Source organism: Dorea sp. D27 (assembly GCF_001185345.1).
Taxonomy (GTDB): Bacteria; Bacillota; Clostridia; order Lachnospirales; family Lachnospiraceae; genus Extibacter.
In genome coordinates this window covers 419,906-444,084 of record NZ_KQ236744.1, presented here as the reverse complement: position 1 = coordinate 444,084, position 24,179 = coordinate 419,906, and the positions used below count along the sequence as shown (strand labels likewise).

The 24,179-nt window shown below is 48.2% G+C and carries 27 protein-coding genes; 3 read left to right on the top strand and 24 right to left on the bottom strand.

What is annotated here, in order from left to right:
* A partial coding sequence (locus HMPREF0980_RS19235) for a hypothetical protein (RefSeq protein WP_207643605.1) occupies positions 1-311 on the top strand: 311 nt, incomplete at its 5' end.
* Positions 312-321: 10 nt separating this feature from the next.
* On the opposite strand, the gene HMPREF0980_RS08605 is transcribed toward HMPREF0980_RS19235, so the two are convergent.
* From HMPREF0980_RS08605 to HMPREF0980_RS08530, 16 genes are all read right to left on the bottom strand, one after another.
* A complete protein-coding gene (locus HMPREF0980_RS08605; RefSeq protein WP_049728732.1) occupies positions 322-1,227 on the bottom strand; it encodes a carbohydrate kinase family protein in 906 nt (301 codons plus the stop codon).
* Positions 1,228-1,373: 146 nt separating this feature from the next.
* The gene (gene tuf / locus HMPREF0980_RS08600; RefSeq protein ID WP_049728731.1) at positions 1,374-2,567 is read right to left on the bottom strand and encodes an elongation factor Tu; all 1,194 of its coding nucleotides are present in this window, start codon (positions 2,565-2,567) and stop codon (positions 1,374-1,376) included.
* A gap of 136 nt (positions 2,568-2,703) precedes the next feature.
* Positions 2,704-4,821, bottom strand: a complete 2,118-nt coding sequence (gene fusA / locus HMPREF0980_RS08595) for an elongation factor G (protein ID WP_049728730.1) — start codon at positions 4,819-4,821, stop codon at positions 2,704-2,706.
* Positions 4,822-4,830: 9 nt separating this feature from the next.
* Positions 4,831-5,301: a 30S ribosomal protein S7 gene (gene rpsG / locus HMPREF0980_RS08590; RefSeq protein ID WP_049728729.1), complete on the bottom strand. Its 471-nt coding sequence runs from the start codon at positions 5,299-5,301 to the stop codon at positions 4,831-4,833.
* Positions 5,302-5,471: 170 nt separating this feature from the next.
* The gene (gene rpsL, locus HMPREF0980_RS08585; protein ID WP_049728728.1) at positions 5,472-5,891 is read right to left on the bottom strand and encodes a 30S ribosomal protein S12; all 420 of its coding nucleotides are present in this window, start codon (positions 5,889-5,891) and stop codon (positions 5,472-5,474) included.
* A gap of 207 nt (positions 5,892-6,098) precedes the next feature.
* Positions 6,099-7,142, bottom strand: coding sequence for a LacI family DNA-binding transcriptional regulator (locus HMPREF0980_RS08580; RefSeq protein WP_049728727.1), 1,044 nt, complete (start codon positions 7,140-7,142; stop codon positions 6,099-6,101).
* Positions 7,143-7,358: 216 nt separating this feature from the next.
* Positions 7,359-8,486: a M20 family metallopeptidase gene (locus tag HMPREF0980_RS08575; RefSeq protein WP_049728726.1), complete on the bottom strand. Its 1,128-nt coding sequence runs from the start codon at positions 8,484-8,486 to the stop codon at positions 7,359-7,361.
* 55 nt (positions 8,487-8,541) lie between these two features.
* Entirely contained in the window at positions 8,542-9,285 is a 744-nt protein-coding gene (locus HMPREF0980_RS08570) for a glutamine amidotransferase (protein ID WP_049728725.1), read from the bottom strand.
* Between the two features lie 14 nt (positions 9,286-9,299).
* Complete coding sequence (locus HMPREF0980_RS08565) at positions 9,300-10,580, bottom strand: amidohydrolase family protein (RefSeq protein WP_049728724.1); 1,281 nt, start codon at positions 10,578-10,580, stop codon at positions 9,300-9,302.
* Positions 10,581-10,594: 14 nt separating this feature from the next.
* Positions 10,595-11,872: a M20 family metallopeptidase gene (locus HMPREF0980_RS08560; protein WP_049728723.1), complete on the bottom strand. Its 1,278-nt coding sequence runs from the start codon at positions 11,870-11,872 to the stop codon at positions 10,595-10,597.
* Positions 11,865-12,488, bottom strand: a complete 624-nt coding sequence (locus HMPREF0980_RS08555; protein WP_049728722.1) for a GDSL-type esterase/lipase family protein — start codon at positions 12,486-12,488, stop codon at positions 11,865-11,867. Before HMPREF0980_RS08555 ends, HMPREF0980_RS08560 begins: the two co-directional genes overlap by 8 nt.
* Entirely contained in the window at positions 12,485-13,297 is an 813-nt protein-coding gene (locus HMPREF0980_RS08550; RefSeq protein ID WP_049728721.1) for an energy-coupling factor ABC transporter ATP-binding protein, read from the bottom strand. Before HMPREF0980_RS08550 ends, HMPREF0980_RS08555 begins: the two co-directional genes overlap by 4 nt.
* Positions 13,284-14,144 (bottom strand): energy-coupling factor ABC transporter ATP-binding protein, encoded by an 861-nt coding sequence (locus HMPREF0980_RS08545; protein WP_049728720.1) that lies wholly within the window; start codon positions 14,142-14,144, stop codon positions 13,284-13,286. Before HMPREF0980_RS08545 ends, HMPREF0980_RS08550 begins: the two co-directional genes overlap by 14 nt.
* Entirely contained in the window at positions 14,132-14,926 is a 795-nt protein-coding gene (locus HMPREF0980_RS08540; protein ID WP_049728719.1) for an energy-coupling factor transporter transmembrane component T family protein, read from the bottom strand. The genes HMPREF0980_RS08545 and HMPREF0980_RS08540 overlap by 13 nt, the downstream gene beginning before the upstream one ends.
* Positions 14,927-14,984: 58 nt before the next feature.
* Entirely contained in the window at positions 14,985-15,566 is a 582-nt protein-coding gene (locus HMPREF0980_RS08535; RefSeq protein ID WP_049728718.1) for a hypothetical protein, read from the bottom strand.
* Positions 15,567-15,909: 343 nt separating this feature from the next.
* Positions 15,910-16,476: an HD domain-containing protein gene (locus tag HMPREF0980_RS08530; RefSeq protein ID WP_049728717.1), complete on the bottom strand. Its 567-nt coding sequence runs from the start codon at positions 16,474-16,476 to the stop codon at positions 15,910-15,912.
* 258 nt (positions 16,477-16,734) lie between these two features.
* Between HMPREF0980_RS08530 and HMPREF0980_RS08525 the strand changes: the two genes are divergently transcribed.
* Positions 16,735-17,499 carry a sulfite exporter TauE/SafE family protein gene (locus HMPREF0980_RS08525; protein WP_049729172.1) on the top strand — a complete coding sequence of 255 codons (765 nt, stop codon included), beginning with the start codon at positions 16,735-16,737 and terminating at the stop codon, positions 17,497-17,499.
* Between the two features lie 37 nt (positions 17,500-17,536).
* Here the strand turns inward: HMPREF0980_RS08525 and HMPREF0980_RS08520 are convergent, their stop codons facing one another.
* The 6 genes from HMPREF0980_RS08520 to HMPREF0980_RS08495 form a co-directional block, all read right to left on the bottom strand.
* The gene (locus HMPREF0980_RS08520) at positions 17,537-18,331 is read right to left on the bottom strand and encodes a hypothetical protein (protein WP_157039364.1); all 795 of its coding nucleotides are present in this window, start codon (positions 18,329-18,331) and stop codon (positions 17,537-17,539) included.
* A 305-nt stretch (positions 18,332-18,636) separates the two neighbouring features.
* Positions 18,637-19,722 carry a M24 family metallopeptidase gene (locus HMPREF0980_RS08515; protein WP_049728715.1) on the bottom strand — a complete coding sequence of 362 codons (1,086 nt, stop codon included), beginning with the start codon at positions 19,720-19,722 and terminating at the stop codon, positions 18,637-18,639.
* Positions 19,723-19,825: 103 nt separating this feature from the next.
* Complete coding sequence (locus HMPREF0980_RS08510; protein WP_049729171.1) at positions 19,826-20,008, bottom strand: FeoB-associated Cys-rich membrane protein; 183 nt, start codon at positions 20,006-20,008, stop codon at positions 19,826-19,828.
* 19 nt (positions 20,009-20,027) lie between these two features.
* Positions 20,028-22,217 carry a ferrous iron transport protein B gene (gene feoB, locus HMPREF0980_RS08505; RefSeq protein WP_049728714.1) on the bottom strand — a complete coding sequence of 730 codons (2,190 nt, stop codon included), beginning with the start codon at positions 22,215-22,217 and terminating at the stop codon, positions 20,028-20,030.
* A gap of 52 nt (positions 22,218-22,269) precedes the next feature.
* Positions 22,270-22,491: a FeoA family protein gene (locus tag HMPREF0980_RS08500; protein ID WP_049728713.1), complete on the bottom strand. Its 222-nt coding sequence runs from the start codon at positions 22,489-22,491 to the stop codon at positions 22,270-22,272.
* A gap of 14 nt (positions 22,492-22,505) precedes the next feature.
* Entirely contained in the window at positions 22,506-22,718 is a 213-nt protein-coding gene (locus HMPREF0980_RS08495; protein WP_049728712.1) for a FeoA family protein, read from the bottom strand.
* 240 nt (positions 22,719-22,958) lie between these two features.
* On the opposite strand from HMPREF0980_RS08495, the gene HMPREF0980_RS08490 reads away from it, so the two are divergent.
* Entirely contained in the window at positions 22,959-23,165 is a 207-nt protein-coding gene (locus HMPREF0980_RS08490; RefSeq protein WP_147629806.1) for a hypothetical protein, read from the top strand.
* A gap of 311 nt (positions 23,166-23,476) precedes the next feature.
* Here the strand turns inward: HMPREF0980_RS08490 and HMPREF0980_RS08485 are convergent, their stop codons facing one another.
* The gene (locus tag HMPREF0980_RS08485) at positions 23,477-23,674 is read right to left on the bottom strand and encodes a hypothetical protein (protein WP_147629805.1); all 198 of its coding nucleotides are present in this window, start codon (positions 23,672-23,674) and stop codon (positions 23,477-23,479) included.
* A 79-nt stretch (positions 23,675-23,753) separates the two neighbouring features.
* On the bottom strand, positions 23,754-24,179 hold a 426-nt coding region (locus tag HMPREF0980_RS08480; RefSeq protein ID WP_304437659.1), incomplete at its 5' end, for a X2-like carbohydrate binding domain-containing protein.

Below are 24,179 nucleotides of genomic sequence, written 5' to 3'. Positions count from 1 at the left end.
GCACGCATGTGCAATCATTATGCCACAAGCGCAGAAAAGGAAGCGCCATGCAATGGCATTTACTTTTCAAGCAGTGGATCGCCGGGTATAATCCGCCCGGGACGGCGGCAAGGCGGCAGCCTTGGATTGCACGCATGTGCAATCATTATGCCACAAGCGCAGAAAAGGAAGCGCCATGCAATGGCATTTACTTTTCAAGCAGTGGATTGCCGGGTATAATCCGCCGGAACGGCGGCAAGGCGGCAGCCTTGGATTGCACGCATGTGCAATCATTATACCACAAGCGCAGAAAAGAAAGCACCACGAAATAGCATTTACTTTTCAAGCCTTGCTCCATTCCGTTGCTCCAACCGATGCAACTGCCAATGCACCGCACTTGTTGGCATATTCTGCACACTCCTTTAACGTCCTTCCTTCTGAAAGCGCACTGAGAAAACCTGCAACAAAGCTGTCCCCTGCTCCCGTCGTGTCGACGCAGCGTACCCCGGGCTCGGCCGGTATGACAATGCTGGCTTCTGTGCTGCGCACGAGACATCCGTCACCCCCACATTTGACTACCACATTTGCTGCCCCTGTCCTCACAAGACGGGCGGCGGACTCTTCCGGATGCTCCGCGCCGGTTATAAGAGAAGCCTCGTCCGCATTGGCAAACAGATAATCGACATAAGCAAACGCCGGGGCGAGGTCTTCTGCCGTCTCCTTGTTTTTACGCTTCGTCATATCGGCACAGACTGTGATTCCCTGTTCCTTCGCTGTTTTAAACAAGCGCCGCAGACCGTCCGTATCTATTTCCGGAGAGACGAAGATACTGGCAAAGCACAGAATCTTCGTGTCGGAAGAAAACGGCATCTTAATATGAGAAAGCGATAGCCTTCTCAGGCTGCCCCTTGGATTGGTGAGAAAGCTTCTCTCCCCGTTGTTCTCCACGAGTACAATGTTGACGCCTGTATCCATATCATCACAAACGCAGCTGTCCTCAAGTATAATTCCTTCTGCCGCGCAGTGCTCCTTAAGCATCCTGCCGGCTATATCGTTCCCGATGACCGTGGCAAGCTTCACACGTTTCCCCAGACGGGCCAGCACTGTCGCCTCATTCAGCGCATCTCCCCCTGTAGACATGCGGATTTCCTCCGCGGGCAGGGAGCCGGTTCTGAACACGCTCTCATCCACGGGGCGGGCAAGCACGTCTATGATTGCCGCTCCAATAATCAATATCTCACCGTCCATCTGTCGTCCCCTCCATATTCAAGTATCCTAATTCTCCAGCGTCTCATTAACCACACCTCCCGGAAAACTTTACTACATTATATCATAAAAAGCCCGGGAAACCGAAGTTTCCCGGGCAATTATACGCTTACGCCTTTATATCAAGATTACTCGATAATCTTAGCAACACGGCCTGATCCTACTGTACGTCCGCCTTCACGGATAGCGAAACGGAGACCCTGCTCCATAGCTACCGGATGAATCAGTTCGATTGTCATCTCTACGTTGTCACCAGGCATACACATCTCTACACCTTCTGGCAGGTTGCAGACACCTGTTACGTCTGTTGTTCTGAAATAGAACTGTGGACGGTAGTTGTTGAAGAATGGAGTATGACGTCCACCTTCATCTTTTGTAAGAACGTATACCTGAGCCGTAAATTTCTTGTGGCATGTTACAGAACCTGGTTTAACAAGAACCTGTCCTCTTTCGATTTCATCTCTCTGAACACCACGGAGAAGCGCACCGATGTTGTCACCAGCCTGAGCTTCGTCAAGCAGCTTACGGAACATCTCGATACCAGTTACGACTGTCTTTCTTGTCTCTTCATGGATACCAACGATTTCAACTTCCTCGGATACATGAAGAACACCACGCTCAACTCTACCTGTAGCAACTGTTCCACGTCCTGTGATAGAGAATACGTCCTCTACAGGCATAAGGAACGGCTGGTCTGTTGCACGCTGTGGGTCTGGAATATAAGAGTCAACGGCATCCATCAGCTCCATAATCTTGTCGCCCCATTCTCCTGAAGGATCTTCAAGAGCCTTAAGAGCAGAACCCTGGATGATTGGTGTATCATCGCCTGGGAATTCATATTCGTCAAGCAGTTCACGGATTTCCATCTCTACTAATTCAAGGAGTTCTTCGTCGTCAACCATGTCACATTTGTTCATGAATACTACGATGTAAGGAACGCCTACCTGACGTGAAAGCAGGATATGCTCTCTCGTCTGAGCCATAACACCGTCAGTAGCAGCTACAACAAGGATAGCACCATCCATCTGAGCAGCTCCTGTAATCATGTTCTTAACGTAATCGGCATGTCCCGGGCAGTCAACGTGAGCGTAGTGACGTTTGTCTGTCTCGTACTCAACGTGAGCGGTAGAGATTGTGATACCACGTTCTCTTTCTTCCGGAGCCTTGTCAATGTTCTCGAAATCTACTGCAGCGTTACCTTCTACTCTCTGAGAAAGAGTCTTTGTGATAGCAGCTGTCAAAGTTGTTTTACCATGGTCAACGTGACCGATAGTACCGATATTACAATGTGGTTTGTTTCTTTCAAATTTAGCTTTTGCCATTTTGAATATCCTCCTTATTATATCGCCTTCCAGGCATTTATTATTACTTTACGTTTACTCGGCTATCTCTGATTATATTTCAAATCGTACAGTTTTTCAAGCCTTTTTCATACTTTTTTACGGCCTGTACAGCTTATTAGTCATTTTTAGTTGATAACACTTTTTCCTGTACAGATTTCGGTACCTGCTCGTAGCTCTCGAAGAACATGGAGTAGTTGCCGCGCCCCTGTGTTCTGGAACGTAAATCGGTTGAATATCCGAACATCTCGGACAATGGAACGAACGCGCGTACAATCTTGCCGCCGCCAAGGTCGTCCATACCTTCCACGCGTCCACGGCGTGAATTGATATCGCCAATCACATCGCCCATGTATTCTTCCGGCATCGTGACTTCAACCTTCATGATAGGCTCAAGCAGAACAGGGGAAGCCTTTTTCATAGCATCCTTAAATGCCAGGGAACCTGCGATGTGGAATGCCATTTCATTTGAATCGACTTCATGGTAAGAACCATCGTATACGTTTGCCTTCAGTCCGACTACCGGGAAACCTCCAAGGATACCTGACTTCATGGCCTCCTCGATACCTTCTCCAATCTTCGGAATATATTCCTTCGGAATAGCACCGCCGACTACGCTTGATTCAAACAGGAATGTCTCCTCACCGTTGACATCCATCGGCTCAAACTTAACTTTACAGTGTCCATATTGTCCACGGCCGCCTGACTGTTTCGCATACTTGCTGTCAACATCAACCGGTTTTGTAAACGCTTCCTTGTAGGCAACCTGTGGTGCGCCTACATTTGCCTCTACTTTGAACTCACGCAGAAGTCTGTCTACGATGATTTCAAGGTGAAGCTCACCCATACCTGCGATGATGGTCTGACCTGTCTCATGGTCTGTATGGGCACGGAATGTCGGGTCTTCTTCTGCAAGTTTTGCAAGAGATTCTCCAAGCTTGCCCTGGGATGCCTTTGTCTTCGGCTCGATAGCGAGCTCGATAACCGGTTCCGGGAACTCCATGGACTCCAGGATTACAGGGTGCTTCTCATCACAGATCGTATCGCCTGTCGTTGTGAACTTGAATCCGATAGCAGCCGCGATATCGCCTGCATATACTTTATCAAGCTCTTCTCTTTTGTTGGCGTGCATCTGAAGGATACGGCCAACACGTTCTTTTTTGCCCTTTGTCGCATTCAGCACGTAAGAACCTGAGTTCATAGAACCTGAATAGACTCTGAAGTAAGCAAGCTTACCTACAAACGGGTCTGTCATAATCTTAAATGCGAGCGCGGAAAACGGCTCATCATCTGATGAATGTCTTACAACGTCTTTTCCGTCCGCATCCACACCTTCGATAGCCGGGATGTCTGTCGGGGCAGGCATATACTCAAGTATCGCATCGAGCAGTTTCTGTACGCCCTTATTTCTATATGCCGTACCGCAGCATACAGGTATCGCCTGGCATTCGCATGTGGCTTTTCTAAGCGCTGCCTTTAAGGAATCTATAGAAGGTTCTTCGCCTTCCAGGTATTCCATCATAAGATCGTCATCTAACTCGCAGATTTTTTCTACGAGCTCTGTACGATATAATTCCGCGTCATCTGCCATGTCCTCCGGAATGTCTGTGATTGAGATGTCCTCACCCTTTTCATCATTATAGATGTAGGCTTTCATCTCCATCAAATCGATAATCCCCTGGAAGTCATCTTCTTTGCCGATTGGCAGCTGAAGGCAGATTGCGTTCTTTCCAAGTCTTGTCTTGATCTGTTCTACCGCATTGTAGAAATCGGCACCTAAAATGTCCATCTTATTGATGAATGCCATTCTCGGTACGTTGTACGTGTCCGCCTGGCGCCATACGTTCTCTGACTGAGGCTCAACTCCGCCCTTTGCACAGAATACACCTACAGCTCCATCAAGTACACGGAGTGAACGCTCAACTTCTACGGTAAAGTCAACGTGTCCCGGGGTATCAATGATATTGATACGGTGTTCCAGGGCACCTGGTTTGCTCTGGCAGTTCTCCTGCAGAGTCCAGTGACATGTCGTAGCAGCTGAAGTGATTGTGATTCCTCTTTCCTGCTCCTGCTCCATCCAGTCCATAGTAGCAGTACCTTCATGAGTATCACCAATCTTATAATTTACACCGGTATAATATAAGATACGCTCTGTCAGCGTAGTCTTACCGGCATCAATATGAGCCATGATACCGATGTTTCTGGTTCTGTCTAATGGATATTCTCTTCCAGCCATTATTGCCTCCTAGAATCTATAGTGGGCAAATGCTTTGTTAGCCTCTGCCATCTTGTGCATGTCTTCTTTCTTCTTTACAGATGCACCAGTGTTGTTTGCCGCATCCATAATCTCATTTGCCAGTCTTTCCTGCATCGTCTTCTCTCCTCTGTTACGAGAATATGATGTCAGCCAGCGAAGAGCAAGTGCCTGTCTTCTCTCAGCTCTTACCTCTATCGGTACCTGGTATGTCGCACCACCGATACGTCTTGCCTTTACTTCAAGTACTGGCATGATATTGTTCATTGCCTCTTCAAATACTTCGATAGCCGGTTTATCAGTCTTTTCCGCTACTCTATCGAATGCACCATATACAATCTTCTGCGCTACGCCTTTCTTGCCGTCTAACATGATATTGTTGACAAGCTTTGTAACCACTTTGTTGTTGTATAATGGATCCGCTAATACGTCTCTTTTTTGAGTATGTCCTTTACGTGCCACGGTCCTTCCCTCCTTAAACATAATTGTGTAATAGATACACTGATTAATTCATCGGTACTCACATGTGTCTTTCTGATGATACTGTGTAGTGCAGCGGGACACCTTCTATATAACTATATAACCCGCAACTTACTTGATCATAGTTCTGTTTGTGATAACGATTTTAGCTCCTACTTAGAATCTTTTGGTCTCTTGGCACCGTATTTAGAACGTGCCTGTCTTCTCTTGGCAACACCTGCAGTGTCAAGTGTACCTCTGACGATGTGGTATCTAGTACCTGGAAGGTCCTTTACTCTTCCTCCACGGATAAGAACAACGCTATGCTCCTGAAGGTTGTGTCCTTCACCTGGGATATAGCTTGTTACTTCGATACCGTTAGAAAGACGAACTCTGGCGATTTTTCTGAGCGCTGAGTTAGGCTTCTTTGGAGTAGCAGTCTTAACAGCTGTACATACGCCTCTCTTCTGAGGAGCAGATACGTCTGTGGCTCTCTTCCTCAAGGAGTTGTATCCTTTCTGAAGTGCCGGTGCTGTAGACTTCTTAACAGATGTCTGACGACCTTTCTTTACTAACTGGTTAAATGTTGGCATTCCTTTCACCTCCTACGATTTTAAATAAGTTGCGATTTGCATTATATGCGTAATGGCGCACAAAAATACAATGCATCTTTGTGCACGCTAGAATATTTTATTATGATTGTCTGGAAAAGTCAAGGATTTTAGCGAAAAAACGTGTTTTCTTTTCATGTTCTGCGTATTTGAGAAGTAAGAATACAGGAACAGCCTCCTGTCAGAGTCTCAGATGGGTCTGCCGCCCCGTTCATATGCCGGTCCGTATCCCACGCTTTCCCTTACGATAAGGGCAGGCTGGAACACGATACATTTCTTAGCCCCTGCATCGCTCTCCACCTCTTCAATCAGCTGTCTGACGCTCTCCACTCCCATCTCATAGATTGGCTGTTTTACCGTTGTCAGCGGGACATCCAGAATTTCCGAAAAGAAAATATCATCATACCCGATCAATGACATGCCTTCCGGCACAGAGATGCCTCTTTTCTTCAGTCTGTTATATACGCCGTAAGCGGACATATCGTTGAAGGCAAATACCGCGCTTATCTCCTTGTCCTCGAAATAATCCACCGCGCCCGCCCCGCTTTCCCGGTCATAATTTCCTTCATAGATGAATTCTGCCCGATATGGAATCTCATATTCTTCCAACGCTTTTTTATATCCTTTCAGACGTTCCATCGAGTCCTCCAGGCCGCTTGGTCCCGTCACGCAGCCAATATTTCTATGGCCGTGTCTCAAGAGGTACTTTGCGGCGGCATATCCCCCCTGCCTATGGTCTACGATGACCGAACTGCAGTCTGCCTCTTCCAGATACCGGTCAATCATGACAAATGGAATCTTCAGCTTCTTCAGCAGCTGGATGCTCTCCTCTGTCTTTTTCTTGTCACTGTCTCTGGCCATACAGAATAAGATTCCGTCTACCCCTTTGTTCGCAAGCACTTGTATGTACGACATGTCTCGATCATGCTTATCATTAGTATTGCATAGAATCAAATTCCAGCCCTGGCTGCGGCAGGAATCCTCCACGCCTTTTGCCAGCGTAGAAAAAAACACATTGCTGACGTCTGATATAATCAGGCCGATCGTCTGTGTCCGTTTCTTAACAAGACCTACCGCCAGCTGATTCGGATGGTAGTTTAATTCTTCTACCGCATCCATAATCTTATTTTTCGTACTCCTTGGAATCTTGTCCGCTTTATTATTCAGGACCAGGGATATCGTCGTAACCGAAAAACCCGTGTAATTTGCTATGTCCTTGATTGTCGTTCTCAACTCTTCACACCCTCATCAAACTATATTTTCAGTGTATATGCCTGTGGAAAGCGTTCCCGCTCCCGGGCAGAGCCTCGCAAAAGCTCCGCTTTTCCTCGGTCGCTTCGCTCGCCAAGGCGTCGCCCATTTGGCCTCTTGAGCCAGCTCATCGGCCAATTGGGCGACACCTTGGCTCTGCCCTATACGCACATTATACCCTAATTTGGTATTATTTGGTTATATTAATCGACTTAAAATTTTTATATATTGTATATATTTTTCTATTTCGACATATTCATTGGGCTTGTGTGCCATTTCGGGCTGGCCGGGGCCGAAGAGGAGGACCGGGGTGGTTGGGATCCCTTTTGCCAGGATGGACGCGTCTGTGAAGTAGTTGATTCCAATCCGTTCTTTCGGCAGTTTTGCCAGCTTCAGTTCCCACTGGAGTTTTTTTAGCCACCGGTGATCGGATGGGATTTCTATCGCCTGTCTGTCGTTGTTTATGTGGACTTCTACTTCCAGCTCTCCGTCTGTCTCCTGTCTGTAATGGCCGATAATCTTCTGCAGCCGTTCGCTTACCATCGGTGTGGTGAGACCCGGAATTACGCGGATATCAAGCATAATCTCCGCCGTGTCCGGAGTCATGTTGGGAACGATGCCCCCCTCTGCCATCGTAATCTGGCAGGTCGCTGTTCCGAGCAGCTCATGGGTTTCCTCTTCCAGATTCTGTTTCAGATCCTGAAATATTCGGACGCCATACTCTACCGCATTGATGCCCTGTTCGGGATATGCTCCGTGGCTTGTCTTCCCGTGCAGCTTCATCTGAAGCCATATGCAGCCTTTCTGAGCTGTTCCCGGACGAAGGCCTGTCGGTTCGCCGATAAGAAGCAGTGCGGGCTCACCAAGCGTCTGAGTCTCCAGAAGATGTCTGGCCCCGATTCCGCTCTTTTCCTCGTCGCATGTACCACAGAAGTAAATCGTGCGGGAGGGTACGTACCCTTTTTCCTTCATGCTGCCCAATGCATAGGCCATAGCCGCAAGACCGCTCTTCATATCGCTCGCTCCCCTCGCATATATGCAGCCGTTTTTCTTGGCCGGAACAGATGGATCCGTCTTCCACTCCCCCATTTTGCCATAAGGTACAGTATCCAGATGGCCGTTCCAGATTACCGTCTCTTTCGACTTGCCTTCCAGCACCCCGACCACATTCGCATGTCTGCTGTCAATTTCCTGGACAACCGCACTGACCCCGCAGTCTTTTAGAAAATCACGCAGAAATACAGCAAGCGCTTTTTCATTATCCTTACCGTTTACAGTAGGTATTTTCAATACTTCTGTTAAAAATGTCTCTGCATCGTACTTCATCTGTCTCTCCTGTTCATGCGGAAAACGCCTGCTGCCATCAGCAGCAGACGCATTATTAGTCGGTCAGCCATCCTACCATTCCCTGCCATATGTGATTGTAGTCCTCCCACTCGCAGAATTCCGGCGGCGCCCAGTGAGGCGCGCAGTCCCCGGTAAATACAGCACTCTTCCCTCTGCCGTATGTTCCAAATGCGATAAATGGATTCCCCTCGACAGTGGCTGCCACAAAAGCTTCCGGTCTGGCAATCGTCTTATTATATCCCAGTACCTCAGGCCATTCTGTCCTGATACCTTTCAGAGCTTCATGATCCTTTACGGTGACCGGACGCACGCCCTCGCAGTGCTCCATCCTGTCATCCACCGTCAGCACCTCCACCGGAAGCACCTCCTGGACCGGGGTGTCATGCCATTTTCCTTTGGCATCCACGCCGGAAAAGGTAAGATACCCTCCTATCATGAGAAGAGCGCCGCCTTCCATGACATAGTCTCTGATAGCCGCTGCCCGGTTCGGCATCTTTTTGCTCTTCGTGAACGTAACGGCCGGAAGCAGAAGCGTGTTCGCCCCGATATCGGAAAGAATCACACAGTCATACGCATTCAGCTCTTCCACAGTAAATGGAAACTGCTCCGCCGCTATATGATTCGGAAGGAAGTCCACTTCATAACCGCCCTCTTTCAGTGCCGCGACCAGCCACTTCTCCCCCGATTCATATACGGATGTGTAAAAACTGTCAAACCCTTTCACATGGGTAGTGTAGCTCATCCATGATTCTCCGGCTAATAGTACTTTCTTCATTATAATTGTACCCCTTTCTATTCTATATCGTACATGGGCAATTCTCCGATTCCCATGCTCTTCTTTGTCTGAAATTTGCTTACCCAGTATCCGGCTCTTCCTCCAGAGCGCAGATACCTTTTTTCAAATGATACGAGCCTTCCATTGGTCAGCACATATGCTGCGTACTTTCGTTTCGGATCAACGACAGTAATATTGGCGTAAGCACCGATACCCAGATGCCCATATCTGCTTCTCCACTCTTCATTTTTAGTCCTCTGCGCCAGCAGTTCTGCGGGATTACAAGTCATCAATGCGACCGCGTCCCTTTTGCTGAGCACTTTATGCTCCGCAAGTTCCAGCAGGCAGGGGATATTATCTCTCGTATCTCCAAAGCCCTTCATCGTCGACTGGTTCTGGCCATCTGACACCGCAATCGTTACAATATGCTCTGCCAGAGCTTCCAGTGCCATCTGCCTTGCAGGCTCGGCCATCTTAAGTCCTTCTCTGCATCCTCCGCCATCGCGCAGCATTGTCGTCACAAATTCTCCACTCACCTCTTTTTTCCTGCATAGGTCAATCACCTGCTTCATCGCCCAGACGGCTTCTCCGTGGGTGCCACAGCCTGCCGCATTGGCATGTCCCAGATGCAGATGCCTCCCTTGGGCCATATCGAACAGGTGCAGCGTGTGATCGATGTCTTGTGTGTGGGAGGTAAGCAGCAGATGGGCTTTATCCGTAAGAGTGTATAACTGCCGGATCTTCTCGTCTGTCAGCAAGAAGTGCCCCATGTGTTCTTTGATACCTACCGCGTATTGGGCCGTATGATTGACGATGCCGTTATGGCTCAGCTTCCTTTCTTTCTCTTTCTGTCCCAACGTTCCTCGGAATAATTCAATCAGTTCCTCTTCATCTAATCTCGTGCCGAGCACATTTGCCGCCCCAAGAAGCACCCCTACATTGAGGGGCAGACCTCTGTCCATCTCTGCTCCCAGAAGCGCCGGCGCCATAAACGTATTGCCCGCTCCGGGGGAGACAGCCGTCGTAACCCCATCCTCGGCAGCTCCATATGCGGTATTCGTATGTATTTCAAAGAGGTCGCTTACATGGAGGTGCATATCTATCAAACCCGGCCATATCTCCAGGCCCGCACAGTCTATGACATAGTCCCCTTTTTCCGCGGCTGCCCTATCACATACTTCAAGTATGACGTCATCTTCTACCACAATGTCCTTAACCTCTTCTATTCCATTTGAAGGGTCAATCAGAAGACCATTTTTCAGCAATATATGTCTTGTACAAGTTCCATGCCTGTCCAATTATCCCACATCCTTTATTCCGCACATTCTGCCCATTCCAGAATCAGATTCGCATATATTTTAATTGCGTCCAGATACTGCTCAACCGTAACAAATTCATTCACCGCATGACATTGCTCCAGCGATCCAGGCCCATACTGCAGCGTCGGACATCCAACTATATTGTGCCATGTTCTGGAATCGCACCCTGCCGGCGAACCTGTCAGCTTCACTTCACTGCCGGTCGCTCTTTTATATGCGTTCTTAAATGCTCCGACAAAGGGATGGCCCAACTCCATCTCAAACGGATTTCCCGTCTGGTATACGCTGATCTTAGGTTTATGTTCCTTCAGCCACTCATCCCCTTCACAGCATCGGAGTATGGCACCGGTATATTCTTCAACAACCTGCTCATGGCTCATCAGATTCGGAAGGTAGTGGACACATGTTTTAAAGCAGCAGTAGTCTGGTATCGTGGAGCCGGCCTCTCCTCCATAGATAACCCCCACATTGCTTGACGGCGGCGGCAAAAGGGGATGCTTGTATTTCAGCAGCCAGCGATGCTCCAATTCGTCGATAGCATTCATCAATTTCCCTGCTTTTTCAATCGCATTTACCCCCGCGAGCTTTAAACCAGAATGGACTGCGATCCCTTCTATCTCGACCTGAAAGAATACCCAACCCATATGCGCCACGATCAGCTCATAATTCGTAGGCTCGCATACTACGACCGCATCGGCTTTCACACCGCTTACCGCCGCACACAAAGACCCGTTCCCTCCGCCTTCTTCGTCACATACAGACGCATATTTCACAGTGATGGGGAGCTCTATACCTGCATCTTTCAGAAGCGCTGCCGCCATTACAGACGCCATCAGCCCTGCTTTCATATCAGCCACGCCAAGACCGGTAATTCTATTGTCTATAACCGCCGGGCTTAAGGGAGGTATGCACCAGTTTTCTTCATTCTCCGCAGGCATATGGTCAATGTGCCCGTTGAACAGGATCGACCGCTCGGATTTTCCCGGGAAGCTGGCATAGACATTGTAACGGTTCTCATAATTATGTCCGGTATTCCCTTCTCGGTATTGTTCCTTGCACTTCACGATACTGTCTTCTTTCAACGGATCCTTTACCACCTCACCTGCACCGAGCTCGCGGAACAAGTCTGCCATAAAGTCCTGGCCTTCCGCCTCCAGGCCGCCCTCAATGCCGTGGCCGATATCATGCGTATCAATCGAGACAAGTTTCAGCAGATAATCTATATACTTCTGCTTATTCTCTTCCAATGCTTTTTCAATGCTTCTATTCATCACGTTCCTCCTTACTTACAATCCTCTGGTATAATCCTTCTGCCAGCCTCCGGTGCCCTTCTTTATCGAGATGGATTCTGTCATAATCCCCCGCGCTTGTAATCGTATCCACATTCAGGAATTCCCATCCGCGCCGCGATGCCAGACTTTGATAACATTCGGCAAGCCTTCTGCTCTTTTCTTCAGCTCCGCTTCCGAATTCGCTGTAGAAAGGGCTCTTTTCCAGACCGCGCAGCACCGGCGGTGCTGCAAGTATGATGTGCGCCCCGGCATGTTCAAATACTTCCGCCACCTTTTCCATCCCTTGTCCGATATCGTCCGCTTCAGCTCCATACTCGTCTTTGCAGTCATTCGTCCCGAGCATGATGACCGCTATATCAATGGGCGCATGTACCAAAGCGCAGACGTTCGCCTCTTCCAGCCCATTTACAAAAGGGTCCCACGTGCTGTCGAAACAGGTTGTCCTGCCGCACAGTCCATTCTCTGTCACGCGGTACCCGTCCCCCAGCCTCTTGCTCAGGATTCCCGGGTAACGCTCTTCCCATATGAGCCTGTCATCTGTCTCGGGCCGGTATCCCCACGTATTTGAATCCCCATAACAGAGCACCTGCATCATGACGCCATCACTTCTTTATAGCGTGTTACAAACTCCCGGGCGTTCAATATATCTTTTCCCAGCCCTATGCTGTCAGCAATCTGTCCAATTCCGGGGCGTTTTATCTTGCTCTGGCGTAATATATCGTCGTCGCTGAATATGTCACGGACGTTTCCGTCTTTGATTATCTGTTTATTTGCCATGGCGACAACGCGTTCAAAGTGATTGGCTGCAAATTCCATGTCATGTGTGATTGTCACTACGCCAATCTCCTTTTTCTCCAGCTCCTCCAGCACCCGCGTAAGGACTTTGATTCCCGTAAGGTCCTGTCCGGCGGTAGGTTCGTCCAGAATAATGTACTGCGGCTTTGTTGCCAGGATTGCGGCAATCGTTACAAACTTTCTCGTCACATATGGAATTTCAAAAGGGTTCATCTTTAAGTAAGCTTCTATCTCCAGCAATTCTGCAACTTCTCTTACCCTCTTTTCTACTTCCTTCTCATCCATCTTATAATATTTAGGCATGTACGCTATCTCTGCATGTACGGTCTGGTTAAATATCTGGTCATCGGGGTTCTGGAATACGTACCCGACCTGACGCGCTATCTGGGCGGTCGTATAATCTTTCGTATTTCTTCCTTCTACCAGTACATCCCCCTTGCATGGCTTATGCAATCCATTCATCATTTTTACGGCAGTCGTCTTGCCCGCGCCATTCTGTCCTACTATCGCAACTCTTTCTCCCCTTCTTACAATGAGGTTTAAATCGTCATTCGCTAAAAATCCATTCGGATACTGGAAGCTCGCATTTCTCAACTCAATTTGATTCATATCCGACATCCCCCTTCCGCAAAAGGTCTATGCATTCTTCTGTAGTAACCGGCACCTTTGGAAGTACAATGCCGTTACGTCTTAATTCCCGCTCCAAAATAACCGCCTGTGGCAGCATAGTTCCATGTTCCAGAAGTTCCAGATTGCTCAATACGGTCCTGGCATCTCCCTTTTCCAGCAGCTCGCCTTTCTGAAATACCAATACCTCATCCGCATATTCGGCAATGAGATCCACCTTATGTTCAACTAGAATAATTGTCTTTCCTTGTTCTTTCAGCATGTGTATTATCTCAAAAATACGTTCCGTACCCTCCGGATCAAGCTGGGATGTCGGTTCGTCTATTACAAATATATCCGAATCCATAGCTATGATCGATGCAAAAGCCACCCTCTGCCTCTGTCCGCCGGACAGCCGGTTCGGGTCGTTTTGCAGGAGCTCTTCTATCTTCAGGAGCTTGGCCACTTCGATTACCTTCTCGATCATCTGCGCTTTTGGAACCCCCAGGTTCTCAAGCCCTAATGCGATCTCTTCAAATACCGTCTTTCTGACGCCGCTGATCTGGGTAAATGGATTCTGGAATATGTACCCCATCTTGGTAGACAGGACGTCTACGTCGATCTTCCTGATATCCTCCCCGTCTATCGTCATTTCTCCAACGAGCTTACCGTTATAGAAATGGGGGATGAGGCCCCGAAGCAGATTGCAGAATGTCGTCTTTCCACCTGCATTCTCACCGATTACTCCATAAAATTTTCCGAGTTCCAGCGAACACGATATATTCTTAAGCGCCGGTTCTTTCATAAGCGGATATGTATAAGTGACCCCGTTCAATTCTATATAAGCCATAAGACAATCCTCCCTGCTGCCAATCCCACAAATGCAAGGTCAAATAAGATAACTATGACCTTCTCCCTTACAGTTACCTCCGGAAGTTCCGACAAAAATGTGTGTGCGACGGGTGCTGAAAAAGCTCTCGCATCCATAGCTATCGATTTCTCTTCCGTACTGGATATGGCATTGAGCACAAGCGGCCCCATAACCGGTATATAAGCTTTCGCCCGCTTCAGAAGATTGCCCTCCGTCTCAATGCCTCTTGCTTTTTGTGATTCCATGATGATCTGTGCGTTCTGCTTTAAATCCGTAATCGTCTGAAACGATGACAGGATAACAAACGATACCATATGGGAGACACCTTTTTTTTCCAGGGCGTATGTAAATTCATCCATAGGCGTCGTCTTTACAAACAGTATGAACGCGCCGCTGAATGCCAGAACGAGCGATACGATGTTCAGTCCTGACTGTATGCTTTCCGTCGTCACACATATTCCCCAGAGCCTGAACAGGACGTGTTCGCCCGGCGCAAATGCAGCCTTTACCACAAACAAGAAAACGCCGAACAGAAGCAGCACTTTCCAGTATAGAGAAAAGAACGAACGAAAGCATCCTGCCACCGCAGAAAATATAACAAACAAAATTACCATCCCAAAACCGTAAAAATAATTCTGGACTATAAAGGGAGACAGCCCAAGCACCAGCATTAAATTCACTTTGCTCATAGGGTTCAAATCTCTTATTACATTTCCAGTCCTTTTTGGATTCATATACTGTTTCGCGAAATCATAATCCATATCATCTTCCTCCTTTGGAAATGACAGCAGCCATGGTCTGTATGGCTGCTATCGACTATTACTGTTCTTCTTTGATGAAATGTTTTCCATTTGGAAGCTTAACGACAAAACGTGCCGGCATGGCCTTAAGTACAAAGAAAATAATAATCAGGCAGATGATTTTATCAATCAGCTCTGATGACAGCTCACTCACGAAGGTAGCCGGGAGTACATCCCATCCTGCCGCCATAAGAGTGGTAACAATCACACTGGCTCCTGTTCCGACGAATCCGCCATACAATACCGCTGTAATCGGGACTGCAATGCACGTACTGATGATCGCAACGACGACACCATTGACCGGGGCTTTCCAGAACTTGGAGAACATCTGCTTCTTTGCCAAAAAGGAACCGAGAAAACCAAACAGCACGCCGATAATCGTATACGGCAGAAGCGTCGGCAGGGAAATCGCGTTGATCAGCCCGCATCCCAGTCCTACCAGCGCACCCGGAATGCCGCCGCACAGGGCACCGACGACGAACGTTCCGATACTGTCTAAAAATACAGGCAGCTTTAACAGTACCGCAAGCTGTCCGCCTACTACGTTAACTGCAATACCGATTGGAATCAAAAAAATAGTTAACTTGCTAAATTTCTTCATGTTTTTTCCTCCTCTTACATTGACTTTTCTCTCATTGTTGCGTAAATACGTTCGGTAAAGCGTTTTACCAAATGTTTTAACAACATCATACTTTACAATTGCAGAAGTGTCAATCGTCATATTTCGACGATTTATACCCTGTATTTTTGTTAATTGTCACAATTTAAAGTTTTATTTTCTCTATTTTAAACAAAATTGAACTGGATTTTTGTGCATAACGCATTCTATTAAATCGCTTTACCAATTAAAAAAGAAACTGCCGCTCCCGTAGATGTTTATCTACTTCTGCTACAGCTCCTTCGCCATTCCCTCACTATATCTGCCTCATTAAAAGCCGTCCTACTTATGCCAGCCCGAGAACATCCGCTATCGCCCCCATCTCCTCCAGCGCGACATCTATGAGGTCATCCAGGCTGAGTCCGGTGAATTCAATCATCTCCATATAATCTCTGTTCGCTCCTGCCGCAAAGCGCATCTCATTAAACCGTTTCATCACGGACTTATGCTTTACACTGGCAATCCGCTTATCCGGATATATCTGTGCCACTGCTTTTACAAAACCGCTCATCGGATCTGCCGCCAGCACCGCGTACTGGAGCTTTGTCCTGGCCTTCATGCCGCACTTCGGATTGTGCGCCTTAATCGCGTCAAAAAGCACAGGGTCATCAATCCCCTCGCTCTTCAGTATCTCCACGGATGTCGGGCCGTGTACGCTTATATCATTCTTCCAGTCGCACTGCTCCTCGTCAAGATCATGGAGCAGCCCGACGATTCCCCAGTATTCCACCTCATCCGGGGCCAGACGTTTGGCAAGGCCTTTCATGATTGCCTCTACGGCATAAGAATGCGTAATATAATTTTCACCTTTCATATATTTCATCAAGATATCGTGAGCCTGTTCTCTGTTCATTATGGCCATCCTCCTTTTATACCTCATATGCCATATATTCTACCACATTGAAAAATAATTGTGAATATATACTTTACAGCAGGGCAGCGCCCTGTTTTGATTATTTTCCGCCCGCCAACCTTATTTTCATTGATTCTGCCGCCTGTTTCCTGTATAATCTACAGAGTATTTGGACCCCGTCCCCGGTGGGGCCGGGGGATGCGTACACATGATTGTACGTTCAGAAACCGGAATAACATGAAAGGAATAGTAGCTGTCATGGAACTGACTATACAGGCTTTTATAATCGTATGCCCTCTTTTATTTCTCGCGGGCATGGTAGATGCTATCGGCGGGGGCGGCGGGCTGATTTCGCTTCCTGCCTATCTCCTGGCGGGCCTGCCTCCCCACGCGGCGGTGGCTACGAATAAAATGTCATCCCCTTTCGGAACTGCACTGGCCACTTACCGCTTTGCCAAGAATCATCTTATCAATGTAAAGCTTGCCGTTCCCTCCATATTTGCAGCAATCGCGGGCTCCTTCATCGGCTCCCATATCTCTCTGCTCGTGCCGGAGAGTGTCATGACGTACGTCCTTGTAATCATTCTGCCCTTCTCCGCCTTCCTCGTGCTGAACAAAAGGCTGTTCAACGACAACGGCTCAGAGGAAGTCACGCTTAATAAGCGCACTTATGTCACTGCCGTAGCAGCCGCTTTCATCATCGGCGGGTACGACGGCTTCTACGGACCGGGAACAGGTACGTTCCTGATTATTGCGTTTACCATATTTGCAAAGCTCAGCATCAAGATCGCCAATGCACAGGCCAAAGTTATCAACCTGACGACCAACATAACTTCGCTCATCGTCTTTCTTCTCAACGGCCAGGTCATCATTCCGCTCGGGCTTGCCGCTGCCGCCTGCAATATGCTTGGCGGTTATATCGGAGCAGGCCTCGTCATGAAGAATGGGACGAAGGTTGTAAAGCCCAGCATACTACTTGTGCTTGCACTGCTGGCAGTTAAAGCAATGGGAAGCGGAAGCTGACTATGCCGTCAGCTTCCGCCGCTTTCTTCAATCCCGGTCAGATGCTGTAAACATTTTCCTGCGGAATCTCGATCTCTTCCTGTGGTTCTCCACTGAGAAACAGGGTAACCTCTACTACATTCTTCGGTACCGTATCATATTTCATCTCTGCGTTCCCGGAAAGCTTCAAGTAGTAATATAGGACGGTCTGAATCTTTGTAGTATCTCTTTCCTGCTTTACTGGTTTCTTCGTCTCGTCATCAAACCAGACATAGCTGACCCTGTTTTTCTCTTCTTTAACCGCATCGTAAGCCTTTTTAAAATCAGTATCATTAAGCAGTTCTTCTATCTTCTCATCCTCTTCTTTTAATACGCCGGAAAAGGTATCGTCCTTGGGAGTTGTAATCTTCACCTTGGTAACGGCCCTTCCATCCAGTTTCTCCTGGCCGGCAATCTCATACACTGTCTCGTCGTTGACATCGATATCTATGGATTGTACATCACTTTCAAAAGCATCATCCCTTGCCTCACTTTTATACCAAGGACCATTTTCTTCACTTCCATAGTAATACCAGATGCCATCTTCTTCATTTAAAATATATGTACTTGAAGGTTCCTCGGTATATACTCTTTTCGTACGCTTCTGTCCCTTGTCAATGGTAAAGGTATACTTGTAAAGCTCTTTGCCTCCATCAAGTATCTCATACCCCTCTATCTGTTTTTTCTCCTGTCCATTGTACTTATCCACGCTGTCCTTGCACCAGCTGATATCCTCCGCTGGCTCCTCCGCCTTTCCACATGCGGCGAATATAGCTGCTCCGATACAAATCATTAAAGTAATTTTCGTTTTCAAAACTTTTCCCTCCTCTACTATACACCTTGACCCCCAAAGCCGTTCTTCTATGTGGAATGTAGTGAAATCATTAGCTAAATCTGGTATTACTATTTTCTTGACAACTAAATATCTAGAAGAAGCAGAACAATTAGCTGACAAAATTGCCGTTCTGGTAGTTCTGGATTTGTTCCGACAGATACCTTGCCTGAAGTATTACGTGTCTTTGCAGAAAATCAACCAATGACTATAGAAGAAAAAATGTCATCAAAAAGCCAGACGTTCCGTATTGCAGAACGTCTGGCCTTATCAAAATCATTTTTCACTTATTCTTCCGGCACTATGATAAGGTCCTTCGTGAAGTTGTTCAGCACTTCGCATCCGTCCTCCGTGATGATAACGAGATCTTCGATACGTACGCCGATACCCTCTTCCTGGATGTAGATTCCCGGTTCGACTGAGAAGCACTGTCCGACCTTGATGATATCTTCATTGACAGAAGACACATCGCCGAATTCATGGTCTTCCAGACCGATGGAATGTCCGGTCCTATGTGTAAAATACTGTCCAAAGCCTTTTTCTTCGATATAGTTTCTCGCTGCCAGATCCACATCACACATTCTGTTTCCTGGTTTTGCAGCTTCGATACCACGTCGGTTGGCTTCTACGACGATGTCATAGATTTCCTTCGCACGGTCGGATACTTCACCGATAAATACGGTTCTCGTCATGTCAGACGCATAGTTGTCCTTGAATGCACCGATATCAAGCACTACGCAGTCGCCGCGTTTTCCTTTTGAATCATCGGTTACATGGTGCGGATCTGCCGCTCCCTTTGCATATGCTGTAATCGGATCGAAGGATACGTCCTCACAGCCGAGCTCTTTGTAGATCTCACGGATCTTGGCATTCAGCTCTCTCTCCGTAAGTCCTTTGGATACCCATGGAATCAGTTTTTCCATGGCGATATCGTTCAGTCTTGAGGATTCCCTCATCAGTTCCTGCTCGCCCTCATCCTTAATCATACGGATGTAGTCGACGATAGGAGAACCGTTTACAAATTTGCTTCCGCCGCCCAGTTCCTGAAGGCGGATCAGGAATTTTGCAGGCCATGTCTTGTCAATTCCCATAACCTTGTCTTTTTCAACAAATCTGCTCATGATTTCAACACCGTCCTCGATGTCATCATACCACACGATATCTACCCCAAGATCTTTTTCCTGTGGGAACAGCTTGTTGATCATCATCTTATGATTACCGTTTACATTGAGATACAATGCAAGTAATCTTTCCCCTGGATGAATCCATGCTCCTGTCAGATAGAAGATAGCTACCGGGTCAGATATGATCATCTGAGGGACTCCATTTTCTTCCATTGACTTTAAAACTCTTGATACTTTGTTCTGGTCCATATTTTCCCCAACCTTTCATTGTGTATTAGGCATTAAAACCGGCAGCTGTACACTACCGGTTTCAACTAGCTTCATTATATTATCTTGTATAGAAAAAGTCAATCTACTTCCTATCATCCATCGACTTCATGCCGCAGCTATGGGCACAGCCGCTGCAGCCGCATCCGCAGGATCCTCCTGCCTTTTTCTTCTTCCACATGCTCCGTACGATGAGGATGATGATTCCAAGTACGACAAGCCCAACTGCTCCTGTTGACACTACACTGCTGATTGCCGCCAATGCCATATTATCTCCTTCTTTCTGCTTATGCTTTTGCCCTGCGGGCATTTACGCTTGATACGTTCACCTTCCGTGATGCGCTCTCCTTATACGGTCTGAATAACAGGTACAAAAAGCCGATGAGCACGATTACCGCCGCCCCCGTACCAATTCCAAATCCACCGCCCGTAAAGAGGCTGCCGAACTGGAACACGCAGAGTGAGACTGCATATGCAAGCAGGGTCTGGTAGCCAATGGCAAACCAGAACCATCTGGCGTTGTTCATCTCCCGCTTGATAGCGCCCATAGCAGCGAAGCAAGGTGCACACAGAAGGTTGAATACGAGGAACGAATATGCCGCAACCGCGGTCATGCTCGCTGCAAGCGTGCCCCATACTTCTGCGCCGTCCTCCGCCACTTCTGCAAAACCGTAAAGAATACCAAAAGTTCCCACAACGTTTTCTTTCGCCACGAGTCCTGTTATAGCTGCAACCGCCGACTTCCAGTCTCCCCAACCAAGTGGTACGAACAGCCATGCAAGACCTCTGCCTATGCTTGCAAGCAGACCGTCGCTCAAATCATCTACCATTCCGAAATGTCCGTCCACGAACCCAAAGCTGGATGTAAACCATATGAAGATAGTGGACAGCAGGATGATAGTCCCTGCTTTCTTGATAAAGGACCATCCGCGTTCCCACATGCTTCTGAGCACATTGCCGACCGTAGGCATGTGATAGGCCGGAAGCTCCATAACGAACGGCGCCGGGTCTCCGGCAAACATCTTCGTCTTCTTCAGTATGATACCCGAACAGATAATAGCCGCAATCCCTACGAAATAAGCGCTTGGCGCAACCCAGGAAGCACCGCCGAACAGAGCTCCTGCTATGAGGGCAATGATAGGAAGCTTCGCTCCGCACGGGATAAATGTAGTTGTCATAATCGTCATCTTACGGTCGCGGTCATTCTCAATCGTCCTGGAAGCCATGATGCCAGGCACTCCACACCCGGTGCCGATGAGCATCGGTATGAACGATTTTCCTGAAAGGCCGAACTTGCGGAAGATTCTGTCCATGATAAATGCTACCCTTGCCATATAGCCGCAAGCCTCAAGAAACGCTAGAAATATAAACAGTACGAGCATCTGCGGTACAAATCCGAGCACCGCTCCCACACCTGCTATGATACCATCCAGGATAAGGCTCTGCAACCACGGAGCACAATTAATCGCATTCAGCCCGTTTTCTACGATAACAGGGATGCCTGGTACATCTACCATCCCAAACAGCTTCCATCCTTCGCCGAATACGCCGTCATTTGCCCAGTCGGTCGCCCATGTCCCCACCGTAGACACAGATACATAATATACAAGCCACATTACAATTGCAAAGATAGGCAGTGCAAGCCATCTGTTTGTCACGACGCGGTCTATCTTATCCGACGTGGACAGCTTCGCCTTGTTCGCTTTCGTAAGGCTTTCGCCTATGATAGAAGTTATGTAATCATACCGCTCGTTTGTGATGATGCTTTCGGAATCATCATCCATATCTTTCTCTGCTTTTTCAATGATTGAAGATATATCCGGCACATGCTTCATCTGCTCTGCAATCTTGTCATCGCGCTCAAACAGCTTCACTGCATAGAATCGTTTCTGCTCTTCCGGAATGTCACCGCTCAGCATCGTCTCGATTTCATCCAGGCAGGCTTCTACCTCCCGAGAAAATTCATGAACCGGCATTACGGCCTGCCTGCTCTGGGCCGCCTGCACCGCTTTCCCGGCTGCTTCTTCGATTCCTTCGCCCTTCAGTGCAGAGATGGCCACGACCGCACAGCCGAGCTTTTCTCCTAGTTTTCTCGTGTCGATGGCATCGCCTGATTTTTTAACCACATCCATCATGTTGACTGCCATTACAACGGGTATCCCAAGCTCCATGAGCTGTGTAGTCAGATACAGGTTACGCTCCAGGTTCGTCCCATCCACGATATTCAGAATCGCATCCGGGCGCTCTGTAATCAGGTAGTTCCTCGCAACCACTTCCTCGAGCGTATATGGTGACAGGGAGTAGATTCCAGGCAAGTCCATTATGACTACTTCTTTATTGCTCTTAAGCCTGCCTTCCTTCTTCTCGACCGTAACCCCCGGCCAGTTGCCTACGAACTGGTTGGAACCGGTCAGTCCATTAAACAATGTCGTCTTGCCGCTGTTTGGATTGCCGGCAAGTGCTATCTTGATTCCCATCTCTATTCCTCCTGTAATGTCTTTATTCGCTGCTTTTTCTTCTCCGTCCTGATCAAATTACCTCTATCATCTCTGCGTCGGCTTTACGCAGCGACAGTTCATACCCCCGGACGGTAACTTCAACCGGATCGCCAAGAGGCGCAACTTTTCTGACAAACACTTCCGTCCCCTTCGTAATTCCCATGTCCATGATCCGTCTCTTCGTCGCTCCTTCACCGTGAAGCTTTACTACCGAGACTTTCTGATTGCATCCGACGCTTTTCAATGTGCGCATTCCTTTCACTCCTCCTAAACCATAATCTTGTTCGCTATTCCCTTGCTGACTGCGACTCTGGATTCCTTGACCTGTACGATTATATTGCCTCCGTTCACCGATACGATCTTCACTTCTTCACCGGTCACGAATCCCAGACTTTCCAGGAACTTCCTCACCTCGTTCTGGCCTCCCACACGTTTGATCGAACCAGTCTCACCTGATCCAAGCATTGTCAGTGGCATCATAATCACTTCCTTCCATCCACATTATATTTATCACTCCGGCTTTTCTTGATATTGATTATCATTTACATTGGTATTATATTCCTTCTGAGAATCTTTGTCAACAACATATTTGATAACTTTTATCAATAGCTTGCAGAGAACTGTACCTGAACAATACACAATGCCTATCTTTCAGACGCCAAAGAGCTAGGGGAGGGGACAACGAGCAATCCAGACCTTAAAGTAACAGCAAGTGCAGATTTGCAGATGGCCATGACGCCTGAAATGATGTTTGACCAGATGGGAATTCTTCTGGATACGGATAAAGCGCAGGATTATTCGGGGGGACTGCTCTACCAGAAAGACGCACAGGAAAAGGATGAGGAAAAGCAGAAAAGAAGCATTCAAATAGAAGGAAAAGAAGATATGGCTGAATATGGATTCTTTTTCAATATCATTGAGCCTTAGCCTGGAGTATCCAGGGATTATACCGGCCGATTCATCTCCACCTTAGCCGGAACTCCTACAGCCACCACACAAGCAGGAATATCTTGAATGAAGACTGCGCCGGCGCCTGTCGTTGGGTGGGTAATTGCTGCTACGGAAATTCCCATTGCCATAAGCAATGGGATTCTGTCCGCTCTAATCTGGTTATCACCTGTAGCTGCAATCACCTCATCCTAAGAGTTCAGGAAATCATCAGGAACGATCTCCTTCTCCCGGTCTCAAATATCTATCGGTATATGTTACATCTTCTTTCTCAAAGATTAGATCAATCTTTAGAATTCTATTGCAGAAGGTGCGGCATGGTCGGACAGGCAGTTGATTGCTGTGTCGATGTCCCTGCCCTTCCTGAGCATACCGATGCAATGCACCAGCGTCGGCTCTGCCGGCAGCGCGGCGGCGAGATCCATGGTGTTCTGCAGCTTCCCGGTGATGTCGGTGGCAATCTCCGGACGCATTGTCTTCCCCTCCAATATCAACAGCCAGCAGCGGCCGGGATACCCGGCCGCGCAGCCATTTTCTCGGTTCGGTCCGTGTTTCCATACCGCCGGATCAATGCCCGGCCCGTTTGCGGCGGGGGGCGCAGCGAACCAGCAGGAAGATCAGGATGCCCGACACGATCAGCCAGGCCAGCCACAACAGGGCGCGATCCGCCACGCCGGTGTTGGGAATGCTGCCGGCATTGCCGGAATCGGGCGTTGGGCCGGAACTGGTGCCGCCCCCCGGCCTGGTGTCCTCCACCGTGAGGGTGAACGTCGGATCGGCGCCGCCGCTCATATCGAAGATAAAGGCGTGGGTGCCTTTCCCCAGCGTGGCAAGATAGGTCCTGGTGAATGTGTACCGGCTGCCGCTCACGGTGTAGTCCCGCCCGGCCTGCAAGGTCACGTTGCCGCAGCGGATGCCACTCAATGTATGGCTGCCCGGCGAAAGCGTGACCGGTATGTCCCGATGGTTCTTGCCGGAGGGATAGCGGTCGAA